Annotated in this window: 18 protein-coding genes, 2 pseudogenes and 2 riboswitches; of the genes and pseudogenes, 9 read left to right on the top strand and 11 right to left on the bottom strand. The window is 72.4% G+C overall.

The window, feature by feature from the left end:
* Window positions 1-324: pseudogene (locus AAG827_RS14680) on the bottom strand (orotate phosphoribosyltransferase); the annotation flags it as partial.
* Window positions 325-373: 49 nt separating this feature from the next.
* Here AAG827_RS14680 and AAG827_RS14685 point away from each other — a divergent pair.
* Window positions 374-1,534: a pyridoxal phosphate-dependent aminotransferase gene (locus AAG827_RS14685; RefSeq protein WP_341926837.1), complete on the top strand. Its 1,161-nt coding sequence runs from the start codon at window positions 374-376 to the stop codon at window positions 1,532-1,534.
* 15 nt (window positions 1,535-1,549) lie between these two features.
* Here AAG827_RS14685 and AAG827_RS14690 read toward each other — a convergent pair whose 3' ends face one another.
* Genes AAG827_RS14690 through clpB form a run of 3 tightly spaced genes read right to left on the bottom strand, consistent with a single transcriptional unit; the run spans window position 1,550 to window position 5,952 of the window.
* On the bottom strand, window positions 1,550-2,245 hold the full coding sequence (locus tag AAG827_RS14690) for a hypothetical protein (RefSeq protein ID WP_341926838.1): 696 nt from the start codon (window positions 2,243-2,245) through the stop codon (window positions 1,550-1,552).
* 37 nt (window positions 2,246-2,282) lie between these two features.
* Complete coding sequence (locus AAG827_RS14695; RefSeq protein WP_341926839.1) at window positions 2,283-3,317, bottom strand: hypothetical protein; 1,035 nt, start codon at window positions 3,315-3,317, stop codon at window positions 2,283-2,285.
* Between the two features lie 25 nt (window positions 3,318-3,342).
* Entirely contained in the window at window positions 3,343-5,952 is a 2,610-nt protein-coding gene (clpB, locus tag AAG827_RS14700; protein WP_341926840.1) for an ATP-dependent chaperone ClpB, read from the bottom strand.
* Between the two features lie 210 nt (window positions 5,953-6,162).
* On the opposite strand from clpB, the gene AAG827_RS14705 reads away from it, so the two are divergent.
* Genes AAG827_RS14705 through AAG827_RS14715 form a run of 3 tightly spaced genes read left to right on the top strand, consistent with a single transcriptional unit; the run spans window position 6,163 to window position 8,839 of the window.
* Entirely contained in the window at window positions 6,163-6,786 is a 624-nt protein-coding gene (locus AAG827_RS14705) for a hypothetical protein (RefSeq protein WP_341926841.1), read from the top strand.
* On the top strand, window positions 6,783-7,367 hold the full coding sequence (locus AAG827_RS14710; protein ID WP_341926842.1) for a hypothetical protein: 585 nt from the start codon (window positions 6,783-6,785) through the stop codon (window positions 7,365-7,367). The genes AAG827_RS14705 and AAG827_RS14710 overlap by 4 nt, the downstream gene beginning before the upstream one ends.
* Window positions 7,364-8,839, top strand: a complete 1,476-nt coding sequence (locus AAG827_RS14715) for a response regulator (protein WP_341926843.1) — start codon at window positions 7,364-7,366, stop codon at window positions 8,837-8,839. The genes AAG827_RS14710 and AAG827_RS14715 overlap by 4 nt, the downstream gene beginning before the upstream one ends.
* Window positions 8,840-8,845: 6 nt before the next feature.
* Here AAG827_RS14715 and AAG827_RS14720 read toward each other — a convergent pair whose 3' ends face one another.
* From AAG827_RS14720 to AAG827_RS14740, 5 genes are all read right to left on the bottom strand, one after another.
* A complete protein-coding gene (locus AAG827_RS14720; RefSeq protein ID WP_341926844.1) occupies window positions 8,846-9,793 on the bottom strand; it encodes an Abi-alpha family protein in 948 nt (315 codons plus the stop codon).
* Window positions 9,790-11,091, bottom strand: a complete 1,302-nt coding sequence (locus AAG827_RS14725) for a hypothetical protein (RefSeq protein ID WP_341926845.1) — start codon at window positions 11,089-11,091, stop codon at window positions 9,790-9,792. Before AAG827_RS14725 ends, AAG827_RS14720 begins: the two co-directional genes overlap by 4 nt.
* Before the next feature lie 136 nt (window positions 11,092-11,227).
* The gene (cobF, locus tag AAG827_RS14730; RefSeq protein ID WP_341926846.1) at window positions 11,228-11,977 is read right to left on the bottom strand and encodes a precorrin-6A synthase (deacetylating); all 750 of its coding nucleotides are present in this window, start codon (window positions 11,975-11,977) and stop codon (window positions 11,228-11,230) included.
* Window positions 11,978-11,984: 7 nt separating this feature from the next.
* On the bottom strand, window positions 11,985-15,593 hold the full coding sequence (gene cobN, locus AAG827_RS14735) for a cobaltochelatase subunit CobN (protein ID WP_341926847.1): 3,609 nt from the start codon (window positions 15,591-15,593) through the stop codon (window positions 11,985-11,987).
* Between the two features lie 24 nt (window positions 15,594-15,617).
* A riboswitch (cobalamin riboswitch) is annotated at window positions 15,618-15,742 on the bottom strand.
* Window positions 15,731-16,996, bottom strand: coding sequence for an MFS transporter (locus AAG827_RS14740; protein WP_341926848.1), 1,266 nt, complete (start codon window positions 16,994-16,996; stop codon window positions 15,731-15,733). It overlaps the preceding riboswitch by 12 nt.
* Before the next feature lie 45 nt (window positions 16,997-17,041).
* Between AAG827_RS14740 and AAG827_RS14745 the strand changes: the two genes are divergently transcribed.
* Window positions 17,042-17,662, top strand: coding sequence for a sulfite oxidase-like oxidoreductase (locus tag AAG827_RS14745; RefSeq protein ID WP_341926849.1), 621 nt, complete (start codon window positions 17,042-17,044; stop codon window positions 17,660-17,662).
* Window positions 17,659-18,369 carry an FAD-binding oxidoreductase gene (locus tag AAG827_RS14750; RefSeq protein ID WP_341926850.1) on the top strand — a complete coding sequence of 237 codons (711 nt, stop codon included), beginning with the start codon at window positions 17,659-17,661 and terminating at the stop codon, window positions 18,367-18,369. Before AAG827_RS14745 ends, AAG827_RS14750 begins: the two co-directional genes overlap by 4 nt.
* 52 nt (window positions 18,370-18,421) lie before the next feature.
* Here AAG827_RS14750 and AAG827_RS14755 read toward each other — a convergent pair whose 3' ends face one another.
* Window positions 18,422-18,769 (bottom strand): hypothetical protein, encoded by a 348-nt coding sequence (locus tag AAG827_RS14755; protein ID WP_341926851.1) that lies wholly within the window; start codon window positions 18,767-18,769, stop codon window positions 18,422-18,424.
* A 326-nt stretch (window positions 18,770-19,095) separates the two neighbouring features.
* Here AAG827_RS14755 and AAG827_RS14760 point away from each other — a divergent pair, with 326 nt between their 5' ends.
* On the top strand, window positions 19,096-20,019 hold the full coding sequence (locus AAG827_RS14760; RefSeq protein WP_341926852.1) for a phytanoyl-CoA dioxygenase family protein: 924 nt from the start codon (window positions 19,096-19,098) through the stop codon (window positions 20,017-20,019).
* Complete coding sequence (locus AAG827_RS14765; RefSeq protein WP_341926853.1) at window positions 20,019-20,936, top strand: aminoglycoside phosphotransferase family protein; 918 nt, start codon at window positions 20,019-20,021, stop codon at window positions 20,934-20,936. The genes AAG827_RS14760 and AAG827_RS14765 overlap by 1 nt, the downstream gene beginning before the upstream one ends.
* A 15-nt stretch (window positions 20,937-20,951) precedes the next feature.
* On the opposite strand, the gene AAG827_RS14770 is transcribed toward AAG827_RS14765, so the two are convergent.
* Window positions 20,952-21,638, bottom strand: a complete 687-nt coding sequence (locus AAG827_RS14770) for a (2Fe-2S) ferredoxin domain-containing protein (RefSeq protein WP_341926854.1) — start codon at window positions 21,636-21,638, stop codon at window positions 20,952-20,954.
* A gap of 18 nt (window positions 21,639-21,656) precedes the next feature.
* Window positions 21,657-21,866, top strand: a riboswitch (cobalamin riboswitch).
* Window positions 21,867-21,920: 54 nt separating this feature from the next.
* Here AAG827_RS14770 and AAG827_RS14775 point away from each other — a divergent pair.
* A pseudogene (locus AAG827_RS14775) lies at window positions 21,921-22,130 on the top strand (nitrite reductase); the annotation flags it as partial.
* Window positions 22,131-22,654 lie beyond the last annotated feature (524 nt).

The following is a 22,654-nucleotide window of genomic DNA, read 5'->3' on the forward strand; positions in this document are numbered from 1 at the left end:
GGGGCCTTCGGCCAGCTTGCAGGTGCCGTAGTCCTTGGCCTTCTTGCGCACGAACAGCCCCGGCGTCCCGGTCAGGCTGCTGACCATCGTCGCGATCGGGATGCCGCCGAGCTCGAGCCCGCCGAGCAGCTCGGTGCCCTCGGGCAGCAGCGGCACCATCTGGGTGGCCACCCGGGCGAGCAGGGCGGGCTGGGCCTCGAAGAGGTACTTGTCGAAGTACTCCGACGACACCTGGCCCGAGCGCAGGGTGAACTCCCCCGAGAGACGCGCGCAGGCGTCGATGTCGGCGGCGAGCGTGAGGTCAGGGGCGGCGTCGTGGGTCACGGGACGAGGCTAGCGGCTGGCGACGTCGGCCCCCCGTAGGGTGAAACGCATGGCGCTCGCACACCGGCTCGACGGCATTCCGCCCACGATCTTCTCGACCATGTCGGCGCTGGCGATCCGCACCGGCGCGATCAACCTGGGCCAGGGCTTCCCCGACGTGGACGGCCCGGCCTCGACGATCGCCCGCGCGACCGAGGCCCTGCGGTCCGGGGCCAACCAGTACGCCCCCGGGATCGGCGTGCCCGCGCTGCGCGAGGCGATCGCCCGGCACCAGCAGCGCCACTACGGTCTCGCGCTCGACCCGGACACCGAGGTCGTCGTGACCACCGGCTGCACCGAGGCGGTGGCCGCCGCCATGCTGGGCCTGGTCGACCCGGGCGACGAGATCATCGTGCTCGAGCCCTACTACGACTCCTACGTCGCGATGATCCAGATGGCCGGCGGCGTCCGGCGCCCGGTCACCCTGCACGCCCCCGACTTCCGGCTCGACGTCGCTGCGCTGCGCGCCGCCGTCACGCCGGCGACCCGCTTCGTGCTGCTCAACTCCCCGCACAACCCGACCGGTGCCGTGCTCACCCGCGAGGAGCTGGGGGCCGTCGCCGCGCTGGCGATCGAGCACGACCTGGTCGTGATCACCGACGAGGTCTACGAGCACCTGGTCTTCGACGACCACGAGCACGTGCCGATCGCGACCCTGCCCGGGATGCGCGAGCGCACGCTGACCCTCTCGAGCGTCGGCAAGTCCTGGTCGTTCACCGGGTGGAAGGTCGGGTGGGCGACCGGCCCGGCCGAGCTCGTGGGCGCGGTCCTGGCGGCCAAGCAGTGGCTGACCTTCACCTCCGGCTCACCGCTCCAGCCGGCCGTCGCCCAGGCCCTCGACGAGGAGCCCGACTTCCCCGGCCGGCTCGCGGCGGACCTGCAGCAGCGGCGTGACCTGCTCTGCGAGGGGCTGGCCGACGCCGGCCTGCCGGTCCGCCCGCCCGAGGGCACCTACTTCGCCACCACCGACATCAGCCACCTCGGCTGGCCGGACGGGCTGTCCTTCTGCCGGGCGCTGCCCGAGCGCGCCGGCGTGGTCGCGATCCCGGCCCAGGTGTTCTACGACGACCAGGACGCCGGTCGTCAGCTGGTGCGCTGGGCGTTCTGCAAGGAGCGCGACACCATCACCGCCGGCGTACGACGGCTGGCTGAGGCCGAGCTGCGGGCCTAGACGCGCACGACCCGATCAGCCCCAGGGCTGCGACGTGCCGGTCGGCAGCTGGTCGGGCTGGCGCTTGGCGAACCACTGGTTGGCGCCGCCGGTGAAGAGCAGCACGATCACGGCGACGGCCGCGATCAGCGTGAGGGCCGAGATGCCCGACGTGATGCCGAGCAGGCTGAACAGCGCGGTTACGGCCGAGGAGACGACGAGCATGATCCTCGCCCAGTTGCGGCGGCGCAGCGTCAGGATGCCGAGCACGATCGCGCTGATGCACCAGAAGACGAAGACCAACATGACCACGAGCACCACGGCGGTCAGGTCACCGGCGGAGATGTCGCCCATGCCCTGCTGGTTGGCGAGCTCGTCGTTGATCGCGTCCTCGACCTCGTCGCGGGCGACGAAGATGCCGACCGTCACCACGAGGAACATCAGCAACGAGATCGTCGACATCACGATCGCCACGATCGCCGCGGCAGTGACCGTGCCCGGGCGCTTGTCGGGGTCACCGGTCGACGTGCCGTAGGCCGGCTGACCACCGTAAGGGTTCTCCCCGTAGGCCTGCTGGCCGTAGGGCTGCTGCTGACCGTAGGGGGCAGGGGCGGCCGGGGGCTGCGCCTGCTGGCCGTAGGTCGGCTCGCCGGCCGGTTGCCCGTAGGGGTTGGGGCTCGCCGGCGGGGTGCCGTAGGGGTTGTCGGCCGAGGGGAAGTTCGGGTCACTCATGCGAAAACTCAACCACACCAGCCCAGCCGCGGCACCCTCAGGCGAACCAGGCGCGCACCTCGGGCCGCATCAGCAGCGCGAAGGTGGCCGTGCACGCCACGAACGGCAGTGCCAGCATGATGCTGAAGAGCGACCCCACGAGGCAGACCACACCGGCCACCCCGGCGCAGATCATCAACGCCGTGCGACCCCACGCCACCCGCCGGAACGCCAGGACGGCGAAGGTCACGGCGGCCGCGCCCCACAGCAGCACGATCGCGGCACTGACGTAGGTGCCGGTGATGATCGAGGAGCGCGAGAGGCCCTCGGCGGCGAGGTCGGGGCTCTGCCGGTCGATCTCGTCGAAGACCAGGTCGGGCACGGCGAGCAGGGTCAGCACGCTCAGCGCCATGAAGATCATGCCGAGGCCACAGACCGACCACGTGACCAGGCAGGCCCAGAGCACGGCCCCCGGACGGGCGGCAGGACGTCCAGGCGTGGACGCCTGGTGGCGCGGCGGCAAGGTCGCCGTCGCGAGGCCCGAGGGTGCCGAGCCGAAGCCCTGGACCGCCCGAGGACCGCTCGGCGGTGGGGGCGGCGCCACCTGCTGCCCGCTCCGGCCGGCGCCCGGGCCGGCCGTGCGCTCCGCGTCGGCGGGGCGGCGTACGACGCCGTCGAACCAGTCCTTGCTGGGCTGGAACCACAGCATCACCGACGAGGCCACGACGAGCGAGGCGAGGAAGCCACCGACGGCCATGCCGCTGATGAACAGCGGCACCGCCAGCACGGCGAGCCCGAGGCGGGCCGACCGGGTGCGCTTGAGGACGTGGAAGCCGAGGATCGCCGTCGCCGTCGCGGTGGCGCCCGCGACCATGCAGAGCACCCGCAGGATGGACTCGACCGACGCTGCCGAGAGACCCAGCCCGTCGCCCGGTGGCTCGGCGAGGAAGGTGTCGATCGCCTCCTGGGTCTCGAGGGAGCCGAGCCCCGCGACCCGCTCGAAGACCGATGCCACGATCAACGCCGACCCGCCCATGATCAGGGCGGCGGCGAAGGTGACCTGGCGTGGTCGCTCGAGGGGCTTGTCGCTCATGGCACCCAGTCTCCCAAAGCGCTGGTCACGCGGTCGACGGGGCCACGGCCAGGCTCAGCCCGGCCCCCTCCCCGGCAGCCACGTCGACCCGGACGGTCCCGCCGTCGGCGACCTCGCCGCCGATGAGCAGCCGCGCCAGCGGGTCGCCGATCGCGCTCTGGATCAACCGGCGCAGCGGACGGGCGCCGTAGGCCGGGTCGTAGCCGGTCTCCGCCAGCCACGCGCGGGCGGCGTCGCTGACCTCGATGCTGATCCGGCGCACGGCGAGGCGGTGCTCGAGCAGCGCCAGCTGCAGGTCGACGATGTGGGTCAGCGCCTCGGGCGAGAGCGCCTCGAACTGCACGATCTCGTCGAGCCGGTTGAGGAACTCGGGCTTGAAGCTCGCCCGCACGGTCGCGAGCACCGCTTCGCGCTTCTCCTCCGGGTCCATCGTGGGGTCGACGAGGTAGTGCGAGCCCAGGTTGCTGGTGAGGATCAGCAGCGTGTTGCGGAAGTCGACCGTGCGGCCCTGGCCGTCGGTGAGCCGGCCGTCGTCGAGCACCTGGAGCAGCACGTCGAAGACCTCCGGGTGCGCCTTCTCGACCTCGTCGAGCAGGACCACGGCGTAGGGCCGCCGGCGGACGGCCTCGGTGAGCTGACCGCCCTCGTCGTAGCCGACGTAGCCCGGAGGCGCACCGACGAGCCGCGCGACGGAGTGCTTCTCGCCGTACTCGCTCATGTCGATGCGCACGATCGCGCGCTCGTCGTCGAAGAGGAAGTCGGCCAGGGACTTGGCCAGCTCGGTCTTGCCGGTGCCGGTCGGGCCGAGGAACAGGAAGGATCCGGTCGGGCGGTTCGGGTCGGCGATCCCGGCCCGCGACCGGCGTACGGCGTCGCTCACGGCGCGCACGGCGTCCTCCTGGCCGATCAGCCGCTCGCCGATGACCTCCTCCATGCGCAGCAGCTTGGCGGTCTCGCCCTCGAGCATCCGTCCGGTCGGGATGCCGGTCCACGCCTCGACGACGTCGGCGATCTGCTCGGCGCCGACCTGCTCGCCGACCATCGGCTCGACGGTGGAGGTCTGGTCGGCCTCGACCTGGTTGAGCTTGCGCTCGAGCTCGGGGATCTGGCCGTAGAGGATCTCGCTGGCCTCGTCGAGCCGGCCCTCGCGCATCAGCTTGTCGGCGTGGACGCGCACGGTGTCGAGGCGACGGCGCAGCTCGCCCTCGCCCTCGAGGGACGACTTCTCCTGCTCCCAGCGTGCCTCGAGCCCGCGCAGCTCCTCCTCGTGGTCGGCGAGGTCGGCGCGCAGCCGCTCGAGCCGGTCGACGGAGGCGGCGTCGGACTCCTTGGCCAGCGCGAACTCCTCCATCTTGAGCCGCTCCACGCGGCGCCGCAGCTCGTCGATCTCCTCCGGGGAGGACTCGATCTCCATGCGCAGCCGGGACGCCGCCTCGTCGATCAGGTCGATGGCCTTGTCGGGCAGCTGGCGCCCGGTGATGTAGCGGTCGGACAGCGTGGCGGCGGCGACCAGGGCGGCGTCGGTGATCCGAACGCCGTGGTGCGCCTCGTACTTCTCCTGGATGCCGCGCAGGATCTGGATGGTGTCCTCGACGGTCGGCTCGCCGACGAAGATCTGCTGGAAGCGGCGCTCGAGGGCGGGGTCCTTCTCGATCCGCTCGCGGTACTCGTCGAGGGTCGTGGCGCCGATCATGTGCAGCTCGCCGCGCGCCAGCATCGGCTTGAGCATGTTGCCGGCGTCCATCGCGGAGTCCCCGCCGGCTCCGGCGCCGACGACGGTGTGCAGCTCGTCGATGAAGGTGATGACCTGCCCGCCGGCGTCCTTGATCTCCTCGAGGACGGCCTTGAGCCGCTCCTCGAACTCGCCGCGGTACTTCGCGCCGGCGACCATGGCGGCCAGGTCGAGGCTCAGGACGCGACGGCCCTTGAGCGAGTCGGGCACGTCGCCGGCGACGACGCGCTGGGCGAGGCCCTCGACGACGGCGGTCTTGCCGACACCGGGCTCCCCGATCAGCACGGGGTTGTTCTTGGTGCGGCGCGAGAGCACCTGCACGACACGCCGGATCTCGGCGTCACGGCCGATGACGGGGTCGAGGCGGCCCTCCTCGGCAGCGGCGGTGAGGTCGACGGAGTACTTCTCGAGCGCCTCGTAGGTCGACTCGGCGTCCTGGCTCGTCACCCGGCGGTTGCCGCGGACGGCGGTGAGCCCCTCGCGCAGCCCCGCCTCGCTCAGCCCCGCGTCCGTGAGCACGGTCTGGGCCGAGCTCTCGGTGCCGGCGACCGCGATCAGCAGGTGCTCGGTCGCGACGTAGTCGTCCTTCATGCCGCGCGCGAGGTCGAGCGCGGCGGCGAGCACCCGGGTGAGCGCGGCGGAGGCGGCCGGCTGCTGCACGGTGGCCCCGCTGGCCTTCGGGAGCGCCTCGAGGGTCGCCTCGGCGCGGGCGCTCAGGGCGGCAGCGTCGACGCCGGCCTTGGTGACCAGGTTGCGGGCGATCCCGTCGTCCTGGCGCAGGAGCGCGACGAGGACGTGGAGCGGCTCGGTGGTGCTGTTGCCGGCGGTCGTGGCCAGCAGCTGGGCGGCCTCGATCGCCTCACGGCTGCGGGTCGTGAACTTGTCGGCGCCGAACTGGCTCATGGCTTCTCCTTGACGTGCGTGAGGACTCTGCCCGGCACAACGTTCGCAGAGTTGAGTCTGTTCCACTCAAGTTTGGATAGTTCCCACCGGTCTGGCCCGGTATGGACCGCTCGCCACTTCCCGCAAAGGCGACCCGCTCGAGCCCACCTTCCCCTACTTTGAGACAGGGAGCACGCCACCGGGGGAGGTGGTGTGCGGGAGGGAACGACGGTGACAGCGATGTCCACCGGTGTCGGCATGCTCGCGCACACCGTGCACTACGCACTGGTCGTGGGAGGACTGCTGACGTTGGCCGTGGTGCTGCTCCCCCACGCCCTCGACCGCCTGAGCCCCCAGGCACTCGCGCCCCGCGACCATCACGACCTCCGGGTCCTCGAGCTGCGCCGCGCGGTCGCCGCGGGCACCCTCACCCAGCCGCGCACGACGGTCGCGCCCCGTGCCACGATCCCCTCGCACGGGAGCTCCGCCCTCCAGCTGGCCGTGGTGGCCAGCGGCGCCGCCGCCGCGATCCACGCCGGCGCCGGGCCCGGACACCTCGACGAGCGGGCGGCGTTCGGCGGTTTCTTCGTCGTCGCCGCGCTCGCCCAGCTGGCCTGGGCAGCCCTGGTCGCGACCCGGTGCACCCCCCGGCTGCTGGTCGCGGGCGCCCTCGGCAACGCCGCGATCCTGGCCCTGTGGCTGACCACCCGCACGTGGGGCCTGCCGTGGGGGCTGATGCCCGCCCCCGAGGCCGTCGGGGCATGGGACCTGGCCTGTGCCGGCTGGGAGCTGCTCGTGGTGGCCTCCTGCGTGCACCTGCTCGGCCCGAGTCGTCGCACGGCGGTCACGTCATGACCTGGCAGATCGGGCTGGTGTGCAACAGCATCATCGCGGTCGCCTACCTGCTGATCGCGCTGGCCATCGTCGTCCCGCTGGCGCGCAGCAACCAGCTGCGCACCAACCCGCTGGGCGCCGCGACCGCCGCGATCTTCTTCACCTGCGCGGTGCACCACGGCAGCCACCCCGTCCACATGCTGCTGCCGTCGCTCGGGCTCGCCGACGAGCAGGGCCTGGCCATGCGTGCCGCCTGGAGCTGGCCGCTGGCGATCTGGGACGTCGTCGGCATGGTCGTCGCGCTCTACTACTGGTCCCTGCGGCGCAACTACTCCTCGCTCATGCAGGGCGCCCAGCTCTTCGAGGACCTGCGGCAGCGGGAGCAGCAGGCCCTCGAGCTCAACGACAGCGTCCTGCAGGGCCTCGTCGTCGCCAAGATGGCGCTCGACCTCGACGACACCACCAAGGCCCGCGAGGCCATGACGGCCTCGATCGACAGCGCCAGCCGCATCATCACCAACCTGCTCGGCAGTGAGCACTTCGCCATCCAGCTGCTCCGCAGCGCGCCGGCCGACCTCCCGCCCGAAAGGCCCCCGACATGAGCGCACTCGCCACCACCCGGCCACGCCGTGTCGTGATCATCGACGACACCCCCGACCTGCGCGAGCTCCTCAAGCTCGCGCTGATGAGGGGCGGCTTCGAGGTGGTCGCCGAGGCCGGCGACGGGCGTGAGGGCATCGAGGTCGTGCGGACCACCCGCCCCGACGTGATCCTGCTCGACCTGGCGATGCCGGTGATGGACGGGATCGAGGCGCTGCCCACGATCCGCAGGCTGTGCCCCACGGCCAAGATCGTCGTGCTCTCCGGCTTCGGCGCGCAGCAGATGTCGGCCCGGGCCGTCGCCGCCGGCGCCGACGGCTACGTCCAGAAGGGCGCCCCGCTCACCACGATCCTCGACTACGTCCGCGACATCGCCTCGGGGGGCACCCGCAAGCCCGCCCGCACGCTGTCCGTGGTCCCCAGCAGCAGCCGGGCCGTGCAGGCCGAGACCCTCGCAGAGAGGCCCACCATGTCCACGAAGGCCACGCTCGGGGACGCCCAGCCAGACGTCTCGCCGTCGGTCGAGTCCCGCGCGCACATCTCGGCCTGGGAGGCGCTGGAGCTCGCGCCCTACGGCATCATCGAGCTGGCCGACGAGCCACTCTTCCGGATCATGCACGCCAACGGGATGGCCCTGCGCCTGCTGGGTGACGCCACGATCGGCATGCCGCTGGGCATGGCCGCGGCCGAGCTGTCCCAGCTCGTCTCCTTCCACCGCCTCGATGCCGACGCGTCGTTCGAGGTCGATGTCGACGGCGGCCGCGTGCGCGCCACCCTGCGACGCACCGGCTGGTCGGTGCTGGTCTACCTCGACTCGGGCGCCGAGGACGTCGGCCTCCTGCGCCGCGCGATCGCGACGACCGCCCACGAGATCCGAGGCCCGGTCGCGGTGATCTGCGGGATCGCCGAGACGGTGGGCTGGGACTCGGCCGAGATCGACGAGACCCAGCGCGACCGGCTGATGGGCTCGGTGGCGCGACAGGCCCGCATCCTCGACTCGATCACCGCCGACCTGCTCACCGCCGCCCAGATCCAGCGCGGGACGTTGCGCATCGACATGCAGGTCGTCGACCCGCGCACGATCATCGAGGGCGCGATCGCCGACCGCTACGACGTGGAGGTCTTCGTCGAGGACACCCGCTCGGTGCGGGCGGACCCGTTGCGCTTCGAGCAGATGCTCACCAACCTGCTCAGCAACGCCCACAAGTACGGCGCGGCGCCGTACTCGATCCACGTGCGCGCCGAGGGCGACCGGGTGTGCATCGACGTCGTCGACCACGGCGACGGGGTGCCCGTGGAGTTCACCGACCGGCTCTTCCAGGAGTTCGCCCGCGCCAACGACGCCGTCGCCAGCGGCACCGGCCTCGGGCTCTACGTCGTCAAGACGCTCGCCCACGCGCAGAACGGCGAGGTCGGCCACGCGCCCGGCGCCCACGACGGCTCGGTGTTCACCGTCAAGCTGCTCGCCTGCTGAGGCTCCTCAGCCCGGGCCGGGGTCCCGTGGGTCGGCCACCTCGGGCGGCACGCTGTGCTCGGGGAAGGCCGCCACCGCGAGCGTCTCCTCCTCGACCAGGCAGGTCTTGCAGAAGTCCTCGCCGAACGGCGTCAGGTGGATGCTGCGCCGCACGACCTTGGCGAACTTCACCGAGTGCATCGCCTCGAGCACGTCGGGCTGGGCCTCGACGACCTGGTAGTGCATCGGGTCTCGCAGAGCCTCCCGGGAGAACCAGACCAGCCCGAGGCGGAAGAGGTTGTTGAGGTAGGCCGGGACCTGGTCGAGGTAGCGCACCCCCGACCGTGCGCCGATCATCGTCAGCCCCGGCGCGATCAGCTGGCTGCTCACCATCCCGATCGGACCGCCGGTGCGGACGTCGACGCTCGGCTGGGGACCACCGGTGAGGAGCAGCATCAGGATCCGCGCCTCGTCGGGCGCCAGCTCGCTGAGGATCCGCTCGTAGGCCGGGTGCCCCTCGTCGGTGTTCCACACGTCGCGAGAGCGGTCGAGCAGCTGCTGGCCGAGCTCGCGCAGGCTGGCCTGCGGCGGTCCGGACGTGACGACGTGGCCGTTGACCATCTCGGTGCCGTTGGCCTCGACCAGGCCACCGAGGGACTCCCCTGCGGACATCAGGGCCTTGGCGACGGGGGTGCCCGAGGAGACCGACCGGGCCAGGTCGCCGACCACGACCATCGCCTTGGACGCGTCACGCGCCAGGGCCGCGGCCTCGTCGGGCCGCGTGACGGCCTTGCCGACCCGCAGCCACGCCTTGGCGGAGGTCTTCACGCCCCACTCGGTCGTGTGCAGCGCGGCGTAGGCCGCCACCCGGGCGAGCCCGGGCAAGGACTCCCCCGCCGAGGTCCACATGTCGGGCGTGCGGTCGTCGGGCGTGCTCTCGTCGCGTGGGGTGCCGTTGCGCGGGGTCTCGGTCATGAGCCGACCCCGAAGATCCACAGGTGCAGGAAGCCGCCGGCCAGACCCATGATCGCGCCGTGTGCGTAGAGCATCCACTCATCCTCTTTGATGGCCGATCGCATCATGTCGACGAAGTCGGCGGGAGGGAGCTCCTTGGTGCGTCTGGCGATGAGCACCCGGATCTTCTCTGCCTGCCGGGCGCTGAAGACCGGGTCCTTGAACGGCGTGAGCGTGCGGCCGACCGCCTCCTGGGCGACGGAGTCGCGGATCGTGTCGAACCGGTCGGCTCCCACGGCCACCCGGACCGCTCCGCGGAGAGGACCGGCGGCCTTGTCGATCGCGGGGCGCAGGGCGGTCGCCAGCATCTGGCGCGTGCGATCACCGCGCGGTCCGTCGAGCAGGAAGTCGCCGATGCGCTCGAGGGTGATGACGTCCTCGGCGATGATCTGGGCATAGACCTCGGCCGCCTGGTCCTGGCGGCGCAGGAAGAGCCCGTGCACCTTGATGCCGAGGATCCGCTTGGGCTCCGGCGGCTCGAAGATCAGCCACATGCCGAGCGCGTTGGTCAGCCAGCCGACCACCACGCCGAGCACCGGGAGCAGCCAGGCCTGGTGGAAGATGCTGTCGACCACGGCGACCGGGATGCCCAGCAGGAAGCCGAAGATGAAGCCGAACCACACCATCAGGTTGAGCTCGCGCTGACCGAAGTCGCGGAAGATCCGCACCACCAGGGCGGGGTTCTTCTGGAAGTGGTCGATCACCATGATCTTGGGATCGAGCAGCTGGTCGATGTGGATGCCGATCTCGGTCGTCACCCGGGTGACGACGCCCGGCAGCTGGGCCTGGACCCGCTCGACGACGGCGTCGCGCACGGGGCGCGGCAGGTCGCGCCACAGCCGTGGGTGCTCACGCCGCATGACCTCGTCGACCAGCTGGGGGATCTCGGGTCGGAAGCACGTGACGATGTGCTCGGCGATCTGGTCGGGCTCGAGCTGCTGGTAGAACTCCGAGGGCGTGCCGAGCTTGGCGATCGCCTTGTCGACGGCGATCGAGCCCATCTTGGCCGCCCGCGCCGGCACGATGCCCTGCCAGCCGATGCCGCCCTGGAGGACGCCCGGCACCTCCTGGATCTTGCGCGGCAGCACCGAGGCGATCTCGCGCATGCCGGGGATCGTGACGCCGTGAAACTTCACGGGGCTGAAGAGCATCCACAGTCCCGACCAATTGATCAGGAAGCCGATGACACCGGTGAAGACCGGGATGGACACGAAGGCGACCCAGTGGATGTCACCAGCCCACTCGCTCAACCAGTCCACATCGCACCCCGTCCAGCACGCGTCGGTGCAGACCCTCCCCATGAGGGCCTGGAGGCTGAAGGGTAGTGCCTGGCGTCACATCGCGGACAGGATCTCGGTCACGGTCTGGACGTGACGAGCCCGACGTTGCCGCAGGTCAGACGGGATGCTGTGAGCGCACCCGGCGCAGCAGGTAGACGTCCATGACCCATCCCGCCTCCGTGGCGGCAGCGGCCCGAGCGGCCCGGATCTCGGGCAGCACGGCACCGAGCGGCCCCGCCGCGAGCCGCTCCCCGGGCGCCCCGAGGTTGGCACCCCACCAGACCATCCAGTCTTCGGGGTCGAGCAGCGTGCAGGCCAACCGCCCGTCGAGCATCACCACGAGGTTGTCGTGGCCGGCCGCGACGTCCTCGAGGAGCCGGCGGCCGGTCGTGAGGAGCACCGGCCGGCCCACCTCGTGCAGCACGAGCCGGTGCCGGGCGGCCAGCAGCTGGGGCGCGCTGACACCGGGGACCACGTCGTACGAGAAGGGGACGCGGCCGCGCTCGGCCACCTGCTCGACGATGCGGATGGTGGAGTCGTAGAACGCCGGGTCTCCCCAGACCAGGAAGGCCGCGTCGCCGTCGCGCTCGGCCAGCACCTGCTCGTACGCCGCGGCGCGGGCCTCGTGCCAGTCGCGCACGGCGCCGGGGTAGTCGGCCGGGGCGTCGCGGTCGCGGGGTGGGTCGGGCACGGCGACCAGCGGGATGCCGAGGTCACGGCACAGCGCCCGACGTGCCTCGAGGAGCCGGTCGTCGTCGGACTTCTGCGCGGCGATCACGTAGTCGACCGAGCGGATCGCCGCCTCGGCCTCGGCCGTGAGGTGCTCGGGCCCCATGCCGATGCCGACGATGCGCACCTGCTTCACGGGCGCCTCACCGATCCTCGAGGTCGCCCTCGAGGTCGAGGTAGACCTGCTGCATCGCGGCCAGGACGTCAGCGTCGGGGTCGGCCCAGAGCCCGCGGTCCACGGCCTCGTGGAGCTTCTCGACGATGCCGCGCAGGGCCCAGGGGTTGGACTGCCGCATGAAGGCCTGGTTGGTCTCGTCGAGGACGTACTCCTTCGCGAGGGTGTCGTACATCCAGTCGTGCACCACCCCGGTCGTGGCGTCGAAGCCGAAGAGGTAGTCGACGGTCGCGGCGAGCTCGAAGGCGCCCTTGTAGCCGTGACGCTGCATCGCCCCGATCCAGCGCGGGTTGACCACCCGGGCGCGGAAGACGCGGTTGGTCTCCTCCTGCAGGGTGCGGGTGCGCACGGCGTCGGGGCTGGTCGAGTCACCGACGTAGGCCTGCGGGTCGGAGCCGGTGAGCGCACGGACGGTCGCGATCATCCCGCCGTGGTACTGGAAGTAGTCGTCGGAGTCGGCGATGTCGTGCTCGCGGGTGTCGATGTTCTTGGCCGCCACTTTGATGCGCCGGTAGTTGGTGCGCATGTCGTCGGCTGCGGCGACCCCGGCGAGGTCGCGGCCGTAGGCGAAGCCGCCCCAGGCGGTGTAGACCTCGGCGAGGTCCTGGTCGTCGCGCCACGAGCCGTTCTCGACGACCTGGAGGATCCCGGCGCCGTAGGAGCCGGGCATCGAGCCGAAGATCCGCGTGGTCGCGCGGCGCTCGTCGCCGTGCTCGGCGAGGTCGGCCTGCGCGTGGGCGCGCACGAAGTTGGCCTCGTGCGGCTCGTCGAGGTCGGCGACCATCCGCACGGCGTCGTCGAGCATCGTCAGCACGTGCGGGAAGGCGTCGCGGAAGAAGCCCGAGATGCGCACGGTGACGTCGATGCGCGGGCGGCCGAGCTCCTCGAGGGGCACGACGGTCAGCTCGCCGACGCGACGCGAGGCCTCGTCCCACTGGGGCCGCACACCGAGGAGCGCGAGCACCTCGGCGATGTCGTCACCGGAGGTGCGCATGGCCGACGTCCCCCACACGCTGATCCCGACCGACTCGGGGTAGCCGCCGGTGTCGTCGAGGTAGCGCTGCACCAGCGAGTCGGCCATCGCCACGCCGGTCTGCCAGGCCAGGCGGGACGGGACCGCGCGCGGGTCGACGGTGTAGAAGTTGCGCCCGGTCGGGAGCACGTTGACCAGCCCGCGCAGGGGCGAGCCGCTCGGGCCCGCGGGGATGAAGCCGCCGTCGAGCGCGTGCAGGACGGCGTCGAGCTCGTCGGTGGTCCGCGCGAGCCTCGGCACGACCTGGGTGGCGGCGAAGGCCAGCACCCGCTGGACCTCGGGGTCGTCGTGCGCCGACGTGGCTGCCGCGGGGTCCCAGTCGGCGTCCTCCATCAGCTGCACCAGCGCGTGCGCGCGCTGCTCGACCTCGTCGAGCGTCACCCTTCCGTTGGTCGAGCCTGTCGAGACCCCCTCCTTCAGCCCCAATGCCGCGCGCAGCCCGGGCACCGCGGCGGTCTCGCCGCCCCAGACCTGGGAGGCGCGCAGGATCGCGAGGACCAGGTTGACCCGGGCCTCGCCGGCCGGCGCCTGGCCGAGGACGTGCAGCCCGTCGCGGATCTGGGCGTCCTTGATCTCGCAGAGCCAGCCGTCGACGTGGAGGATGAACTCGTCGAACTCCGCATCGTCTGGTTGCTCCTCGAGGCCGAGGTCGCGGTGCATCTCGGCGGCGTGCATGAGCTGCCAGATCTCACCGCGGATCGCGGGGAGCTTGGCGGGGTCCATCGCGGCGATGTTGGCGTGCTCGTCGAGGAGCTGTTCGAGCCGGGCGATGTCGCCGTAGGACTCGGCGCGCGCCATCGGCGGGATCAGGTGGTCGACGATCGTGGCGTGGGCGCGGCGCTTGGCCTGCGCGCCCTCGCCGGGGTCGTTGACGAGGAAGGGGTAGATCAGCGGCAGGTCGCCGATCGCGGCGTCGGTCGCGCAGGACGCCGACAGGGCGGCGTTCTTGCCCGGCAGCCACTCCATCGAGCCGTGCTTGCCCAGGTGGACCACCGCGTGGGCACCGAAGCCGTGGTCGTCCGCGTCGGCGGCGAGCCAGCGGTAGGACGCCAGGTAGTGGTGGCTCGGGGCCAGGTCGGGGTCGTGGTAGATCGCGACCGGGTTCTCCCCGAAGCCGCGCGGCGGCTGGATCAGCAGCACCACGTTGCCGGCCTGGATGGTCGCGAGCACGATCTCCTGGGCGTCGTTGACGAAGAGCTTCCCGGGCGCGGGACCCCAGGCCTCGACCATGTCGTCACGCAGCGACGACGGGAGGTCGGCGGTCCAGCGCTCGAAGTCGGCGGCCGAGATCCGGACGTGGGCGTCGGTCAGCTGCGCGCTGGTCAGCCACTCCTGGTCCTGGCCGCCGGCGGCGATCAGCGCGTGGATCAGCGTGTCCCCCGCCACGGTGTCGTCGGCCTCGTCGAGCCCCGGCACGTCGCCGGGGGCGCCCAGGTCGTAGCCCGCGTCGCGCATCCGCCGCAGCAGCCGGATGGTGGAGACGGGGGTGTCGAGGCCGACGGCGTTGCCGACCCGCGAGTGCTTGGTGGGGTAGGCCGAGAGCATCAGCGCGACCTTGCGCTCGGCGGGCGGCACGTGGCGCAGCCGCGCGTGGTTGACCGCGATCCCCGCGACACGGGCGCACCGCTCGGCGTCCGCGACGTAGCGCGGGAGCCCGTCCTGATCGATCTCCTTGAAGGAGAACGGCGCCGTGATGATGCGCCCGTCGAACTCCGGGATCGCGATCTGACTGGCCGAGTCGAGCGGGGTCACCCCGTCGTCGGAGGCCTCCCACTCCTCACGGCTGCTGGTGAGGCAGAGCCCTTGCAGGACAGGGATGTCGAGGGCTGCGAGCCGTTCGACGTCCCACGACTCGTCGTCCTCTCCAGCGCTCGCGGCGGCCGGCTTGCTGCCGCCGGCGGCGAGGACGGTCACGACCAGGGCGTCCAGCGTGGCGAGCTCGTCGTACAAGGCGTCGGGGGCGGCACGCAGCGAGCCCGCGAAGAGCGGTACGCCGATGGCGCGGCCGGTCGCATCGACGGCGTCGGCGAGGGCGTGGGCGAAGGCGGTGTTGCCGCTGGCCTGGTGGGCGCGGTAGATCAGGATCCCCACGCGGGGCAGGTCTCCTGCGACCGGCGGCCGCTCCAGGAGCCCCCAGTCGGGCAGCGCGGCCGGCGGCTCGAAGCCCTCGCCCGTGAGCAGCACGGTGTCGGAGAGGAAGGCGTGGAGCTGGGCCAGGTTGGCCGGGCCGCCCTCGGCGAGGTAGCGGTGCGCCTCGGCGGCGGTGCCGACCGGCACGGTCGAGAGCTCCATCAGCTCCGCGCTCGGCGTCTGCTCACCGCCGAGCACCACCATCGGCATGCCGGTCTGCCGGATCCTGGCGAAGCCGGAGCAGAGGTCCTGGGGCGAGCCGAGGATGCGACCGAGGACCAGGTCGGCGCCCTCGATGACCTCCGCCATCGACTGGTGGCCGGGCCGCGACGGGTTGGCCCAGACGTAGTCGGCGCCGGAGGCCCGGGCGGAGAGGAGGTCGGTGTCGGAGGTCGACAGCAGTGCGATGCGCATGGTTTCTCCCGGGGTTCTCGCCCCTGTCGGTGGAGGTCCCGTGGCCAGTGTCTGGCTGTGCCCTCGCGGGCATCACAGTGGCGGAACCGCCCCGGAGTCTCACCGGGTTCCTGCGCCACGAGACGTGTGCCGCCACCCTAGGGCACGGCGGGGGCGAGCTCGTGTCGCCGGTCGCGCGCGACCGGACGCACCCGCGTCACGACGACCAGCGACGCGACCAGGCCGACGCCGACGAGGGCGCCCACGGAGGCGACCGTGGCCGGCCAGGCTCCGGCGCGCCAGCTCAGGCCGACGAGGGCACCGAAGATGCTGGAGCCGACGTAGTAGGAGCAGACGTAGAGGGCGCTGGCCTGGCTCGGGTGCCGCCGCCCGACCACCGGCGCCCAGCCGCTCGCGACCGAGTGCGCGCCGAAGAAGCCGGCGGTCAGGACGAGCAGGCCCACCACGACGAGCGCGAGCTGGTCGGGCAGGGTCAGCGCGAGCCCGGCGCCCATGACGACGACCGAGCCGAGGAGCACCCGGCCGCGTCCGACGCGGTCCGCCGCGCGCCCGGCGAGGGCGGAGGACGCCGTCCCCGACAGGTAGGTGACGAACACCAGCCCCACCACGGCGGCCGGCAGCGCGAACGGCTCGGCCGTCAGGCGGAAGGCCAGGTAGTTGTAGGTCGCGACGAACCCGCCCATCAGCACGAAGGGGATCAGCAGCACCGCGAGCATCGCCGGGTCGGTCAGGAGGTCGCGGTAGGCACGGGGCTCGAGGTCGGTCGTGGAGGCGTCGTACGGCGTCGCGGCACGGGGCGGCAGCAGCCGCCAGAAGGCGGCGGTGGCGGCCAGCGCGGCGAGGCCGAGGGCGGCCATGGCCCAGCGCCAGGAGCTGACGTCCACCACGGCGGAGGTGATGAGCCGGCCGCCGACGCCGCCGAGGGAGTTGCCGGCGACGTAGAGCCCCATCGCGGTCGCGAGGCCGGAGGGGTGGACCTCCACGCCGACGTGGCCCATCGCGACGCCGACGACCGCGGCGAGTGCGGCGCCGGTGAGCGCACGGAGGACGAGGAGCACCGCGAAGGTCGGGGCGACGGCGCTGGCCAGCGTGAGCACGGCGGCGACCAGGAGCGCGACGCCCATCGTGCGCGGGCGGCCCCAGCGCTGGCCGAGGGCCGTCGCCGGGACGACCAGGAGCGCCAGCAGCCCCGTGCAGACCGAGAGCGTGAGGCTGGCGGTCGTCGGGCCGACGTCGAACGCCGCGCTGAGCTCGGGCAGCAGCGGCTGGGTCGTGTAGAGCATGCCGAAGGCTGCCAGCCCGGCCAGGCCCATGGCCAGGTTGAGGCGACGGAAGCCCGGGGTGCCGGGCCGGTGCAGGTGCTCGCCCCGGGGGCCAGGGAGCCGAGTCTCGCTGGTGCTCATCACCTCCAGGGTGCCACCGGTGGTGGCATCAGCGAGAATCACGTCATGGCGTTCACGCGAGGCTTCACCGGCAAACGCCGCGGCGACCGGGCGGCGCGCGGCGACCGGCTCCCGCCGGGGCAGTACGACACCGGCCAGGACTGGCCCACGCTCACAGCCGAGGCCACGCCCAGGCTGACGCCCGAGGACTGGTCGATCACGGTCGACGGCCTCGTGGAGGAGCAGCAGACGTGGTCCTGGCGGGAGGCGCACGCGTTGCCGGGCTCGACGTACGCCGGCGACATCCACTGCGTCACGACCTGGTCGAAGTTCGACATGACCTTCCGCGGTGTCAGCGTGGACACGCTGCTCGACGCCGCGCGGCCGCGGGCCGAGGCGGCGTTCGTGATGGCGCACTCCTCGACCGGCTACACCACCAACCTGCCGCTCGAAGACCTGCGCGGCGGCAAGGCGTGGATCGTCTGGGAGGTCGACGGCAAGCCGCTGTCGGTGCCGCACGGCGGGCCGGTGCGGCTGCTGGTGCCGCACCTCTACTTCTGGAAGTCGGCCAAGTGGGTCTCGCGGCTGGAGCTCATGGACCGCGACCGGCCGGGCTTCTGGGAGGCCAACGGCTACCACGACCGCGGCGACCCGTGGCTGGAGCAGCGCTACCAGGGCGACCCGTGAACGCTCCTGCCCCGGCTGCTCCGACGGGCGCCTGGACCACCGGCCGGCTGGTCGAGGTCGCGCGCGACTCGGAGAGGCTCGTGCGGCTGCGCTTCGAGGTCGCGGACCGGATCGACCACCTGCCCGGTCAGCACTACGTGCTGCGGCTGCGCGCCGAGGACGGCTACACCGCGCAGCGGTCCTACTCGATCGCCTCCGACCCGGCCGATCCCCTGCTGGAGCTGATGATCGAGTGCCTGCCCGACGGGGAGGTCTCGGGCTTCATGCACGCCGAGGCACGCGTCGGTGACGACTTCGAGCTGCGTGGCCCGATCGGCGGCTGGTTCACCTGGGCCGGTGACGTGCCCGCCCTCTGCGTCGCCGGCGGCTCCGGGGTCGTGCCGATCGTCTCGATGATGCGCCACGCCCGCCGGCTCGGCGTCGAGCACCTGCTGCGCGTCGTCGTCGTCGCCCGCACCCTGCCCGAGCTGCCCTACGAGGACGAGCTCGTCGGCCGCGCCGACCTCATCGCCCTCACCCGGGAGAACCTCGGCAGCCGCGTCGCCGCCCCGCCCTACCCCGACGAGCTGGTCGACCTCGTCGAGGGCGTCGAGCGCGCCTACGTGTGCGGCTCGGTCGGCTTCTCCTCCTTCGCCCAGCGGGTCCTCGGCGAGGCCGGCATGCGCGCCGACGCCGTCCGCGTCGAGCAGTTCGGCGCCACCGGCTGACTTCTCCTCGCTGGTCGAGCCCGACGAGCGCCAGCGAGGAGGCGTCGAGACCCTAGCCCTGCGCCCACCCCGCCACGGGCAGCGTGAGGAACACCCCGACGCTGGCGGTGCCGAGCGCGTCGCTGACGGCGACCCGGAGCCGCTCGGCCCGCGCCTGTCGGTCGACCGCCCGGCTCTCGACCCACGTCGAGCGCACCTCGACCACCACGTCGAGCCCTGACGGATCGAGGGAGCTCCGCTCGCGGAAACGGACCTCCACGTCCCCCGGCTGCAGGTCGAGGTCGTAGGGCTCCTCGGGGCACTCCACCGCCAGCGACACCTCGTGCGGCAGCAGCTGGGCGAGCGTCCGCAGCGTCTGGTCCTCGATCCCCCGGGCGTAGGTCACGTCGACGATCGGCATGTCCGGACGCTAGTCGACGCCAGCCCTCCGCTGGTCGAGCAGCGAGCGAAGCGAGCGGTCGTCGAGACCCAGCCAGCCGACAGCCAGCCCCGACCCAGACCGGCCACAAGGACCTACGACGCGATCAACGAGACCACCTACGCCTGGCGCTCGCCGCATGGCCTGTTCTTCCGCCGCGACCACCACGGCACAGCGCCGCTCGCCGCCCCACCCGGCGAGACCTGACCCCACCGCCCCACACCCCGCCGCGCGCGGGGGCACAGGCGTGTCCGGACCCTGTCAGAAATGGGATGACTCTGCAGCGCGAGCGGGTGAGACTCGCAGGCATGGACCTGAGCGCTGCAGCGGAATCCTGGGTCAAGGACGGCTTCGCCATCCTGCCCGGATACCTCCCCACCGAGGTCCTCGACCCGGCCATCAGCGAGCTCGACCTGCTGTTCCCACCCGGCAAGGACTTCCACGACGAGGTCGATCGCGAACGCAACGCCCGCTTCAGGGGAGACGAGTTCAACGGCATCGACAGCTTCCCCTTCGCGAGCCTCGCGCTCAACCGCATCCCGGTGTGCGACGCCCTCGTCACGCTTGCCGAGAGTCTCCTGGGCACACAGGACATCCGGTTGTACTCCGCGGAGGCATGGGCCAAGTACGAAGGCGCCGCCGACTACGACCAGGACCTCCATCGCGACTACCTGAACCACACGATCCTGGTGCCCTCCAGTGCCCCGGCGTTCAGACAGGTCGAGCTCTTCGTCTTCCTGTCCGATGTGACGGTCGAGCTGGGTGCGCCACGGATGGTCGCTCGGTCCAGCGTCACGGACGGCCTGCCCGCGAGGCCCAACTTCTTCCCCCGCGCCGACACCAGCGGCACCGACGATGGGTTCGTCGCGTCGACCGGCCGTCCCGACCTCTACGCGGACGAGATCGCGGCGACCGGCCCAGCAGGCACCGTCGTCGCGTTCCAGCCCCAGACACTGCACCGCGGCTCCGCCATGAGCCGACCCCGCGGCTCCCGATTCACCATGCACCTCAACTACCGACCAGCAGCGGCCGAGTGGGCACAACGCCACGCATGGGCCGACCGCAGCCATCACCAGCACTGGTACCGGTTCGTCGAGCAGGCCGACCCCCGGCAGCTGGAGCTCTTCGGCTTCCCCCCACCCGGTCACGACTACTGGACCCCGGAGACCCTCACGGGAGTGGCGCAACGCTATCCCGGTCTCGACCTCTCCCCGTGGCGCTCAGGCCTCTGATGCCTCCCCCGCCCGGCGGCGTCCCGGACGCCCAGGTCGTGACCCGACTGCTGCGCGAGCAAGCACCGCGTCTGGCCGACCTGCCCGTCCGTCCGAGCAGGGCGTCGGGCAGCAGCAACTGGGTGTTCCGCCTCGGAGAGACCCTGGCCATCCGTCTGCCCCGGTCCGACGACTACGTCGCGGATCTGGAGAACGAAGTGCGGTGGCTGCCCTGCCTTGCACCTGCGCTGCCCGTTGCCGTCCCAGACGTCATCACCGTCGGCCAGCCCAGTGGGACCTTCCCCCGGCCGTGGGCCGTCGTCTCCTGGGTGCCGGGCACCCCTCCGCTCGCGCTGGATGGTCCCCAGCAGGCTCAGCTTGCAGGCTCCCTCGGCGCCTTCCTCCGGAGCCTCCACGCAGTCGACACCGCGGACGTCCCTGCCGGCCCCGAGCACTGGAGCTATCGCTGCGGCGAGCCGGTCACCGACACCATCGACACCTGGGCCGAGCACGCTGCTGCAGAGCTGGCGGACCTCTTTGACCCCACCAGCGTCCGCCAGGCGTGGCAGCGACTGCGCGACGTCCCTGCGGCCACCGGAGCCGCTTGCTGGGTGCACACCGACCTGTCGGAGGAGAACCTGCTCGCCCACCACGACGGCACGTTGGCCGGGGTGATCGACTTCGGCGGCGTCGGCGTCGGCGACCGGGCCGTGGACCTGCTCTATGCGTGGAGCATCTTCGACGCCCCGGCTCGCGAGGTGCTCCGCGCCGCATCCGGGGCCGATGACGCCACCTGGACCCGCGCTCGCACCTGGGCGTTCGTCGGCCCGGGCCTGCTCACCATCGCCCACTACCGACGCACCATGCCCTCCCGGGTCGAGCGCCTCACCTCGATGGTCGAGACGATCGCAGCGGAGGTCGACATCCAGCTCCGGTGAGGGCCGAGCCTGCCTTCACCGCGGCAGCCGGTGCTCCTCGACCGGCGTGCCGCCGACGAGGTGCTCGTCGACGATGCGGCGGGCGGCGGCCGGGTCGACGCCGCCGTACCAGACGTCGTCGGGCTGGACCGTCATCAGCGGCGCCTGGTTGCACGGCAGCTGGCAGCCGGTGTGGGTGACGAGCACGTCGTCGTCGCCGAGGTCGCAGGCCATGAGGGCGAGGACGAGTGCCTCGGCGGTGGCATCCGAGCCGAGGGCGGTGCAGCGGGGGCCGCGGCAGACGAGGACCTGGTGGCGGTGGGCGGTGACGGCCTCCCAGGCCGAGGAGGTGAGCCCGGGCTCGGTGCCGGTCAGAGCCCGGACGTCCCCGAGCGCCGCGGCCAGCGCGGCGGCCTCCAGCGAGCCCAGCAGGCGCGTCGCGACGTCCACATCGGGCCGGTGGCCGGCGCGCTGGCGCCACCAGTGGGCGGCGACGCGGCGCAGCCAGGAGGCGGCGGGGGCGAGGGTGCCGAGGCTGACGCCGACCAGCATGACGCGGGCGACGCCGCTGTCGGCGAGCCGGTCGAGCTCGCGGGAGAGCGACGGGTCGCCCAGCTGCAGGAAGGCCACCCCGGCGCCGACCTCGTCTGCCAGCGACACAAGCCCGGCACGCGCGTCGACCTCGCGCACGGACATCCCGACGAGCAGCGTGGCCTCGCCCATGGCGTCCCCCTCCGGTCTTGGTAGCCTGCCGACGCCAGTCAACCCTGCGGCGACACAGGGCAGGGAACCCGGTGTGAATCCGGGGCTGACGCGCAGCGGTGTGGGTGACGGGCGAGGCACCTGCCGAGAGGCAGAGCCACTGGAGCAACCGGGCGACCGGTCTCCGGGAAGGCGTCTCGTCCCGCGTGATCCCGAGTCCGAAGACCTGCTGGCCCTTGCGGTGACCGCCGCCGGGTCGACGCGGGCCTCGCGATCCAGGCTCGGACCTCACGAGGACCGCCCATGGCCACCATCCGTAGCCGCACCCGCCCCGACCGCTGCCCCGGCGCCCTGCGCCCCTGGATCGCCGACGACGGCGCGCTGGTGCGCCTCCGGCTCGTCGGCGGCCACCTGCCGCGGCCGGCGCTGGAGGAGCTGCTCCGCATCGCCGAGGAGTACGGCGACGGGCGGGTGCACCTCACCTCCCGCGCCAACGTCCAGCTGCGAGCCCTCCCGCACGAGGACGGCGCCCTGCCCCGCGGGCTCCTCGAGCGGATCAGCGCCACGGGGCTGCTGCCCAGCGCGACCCACGAGCTGGTGCGCAACGTCCTCGTCTCGCCCCTGACCGGCCGCACCACCGGCACCGGCGGACGGGCCGACCTCCGCCCGGTCGCCGCCGCGCTCGACGCCGGCCTCTGCTCGGACCCGCTGCTGACCGGCCTGTCGGCACGCTTCCTCTTCGTGCTCGACGACGGCCGCGGCGACGTGCTCGACCGCGAGTGCGACCTCGGGCTGGTCGCGCTCGACGCGCGCACCGCCCAGCTGCGCGTCGGTCCGTGCTGGGGGCCGGTCGTCGACCTCGCCGAGGCACCGGCCGCCCTGCTCGACCTGGCCCGCGCCTTCGTCGGCGTGCGCGGTGACGGACCCGACGCACCGTGGCACCTGGCCGAGCTCGAGCTGCCGCTGGTCGCGCCGCACCACCCCGACCCCCGGCTGCCTCACGCCTCCGCCGCGCCCGCCCCGGGCCACCACCTGCA

This window comes from Nocardioides psychrotolerans (genome assembly GCF_943371775.1).
Lineage (GTDB): Bacteria > Actinomycetota > Actinomycetes > Propionibacteriales > Nocardioidaceae > Nocardioides > Nocardioides psychrotolerans_A.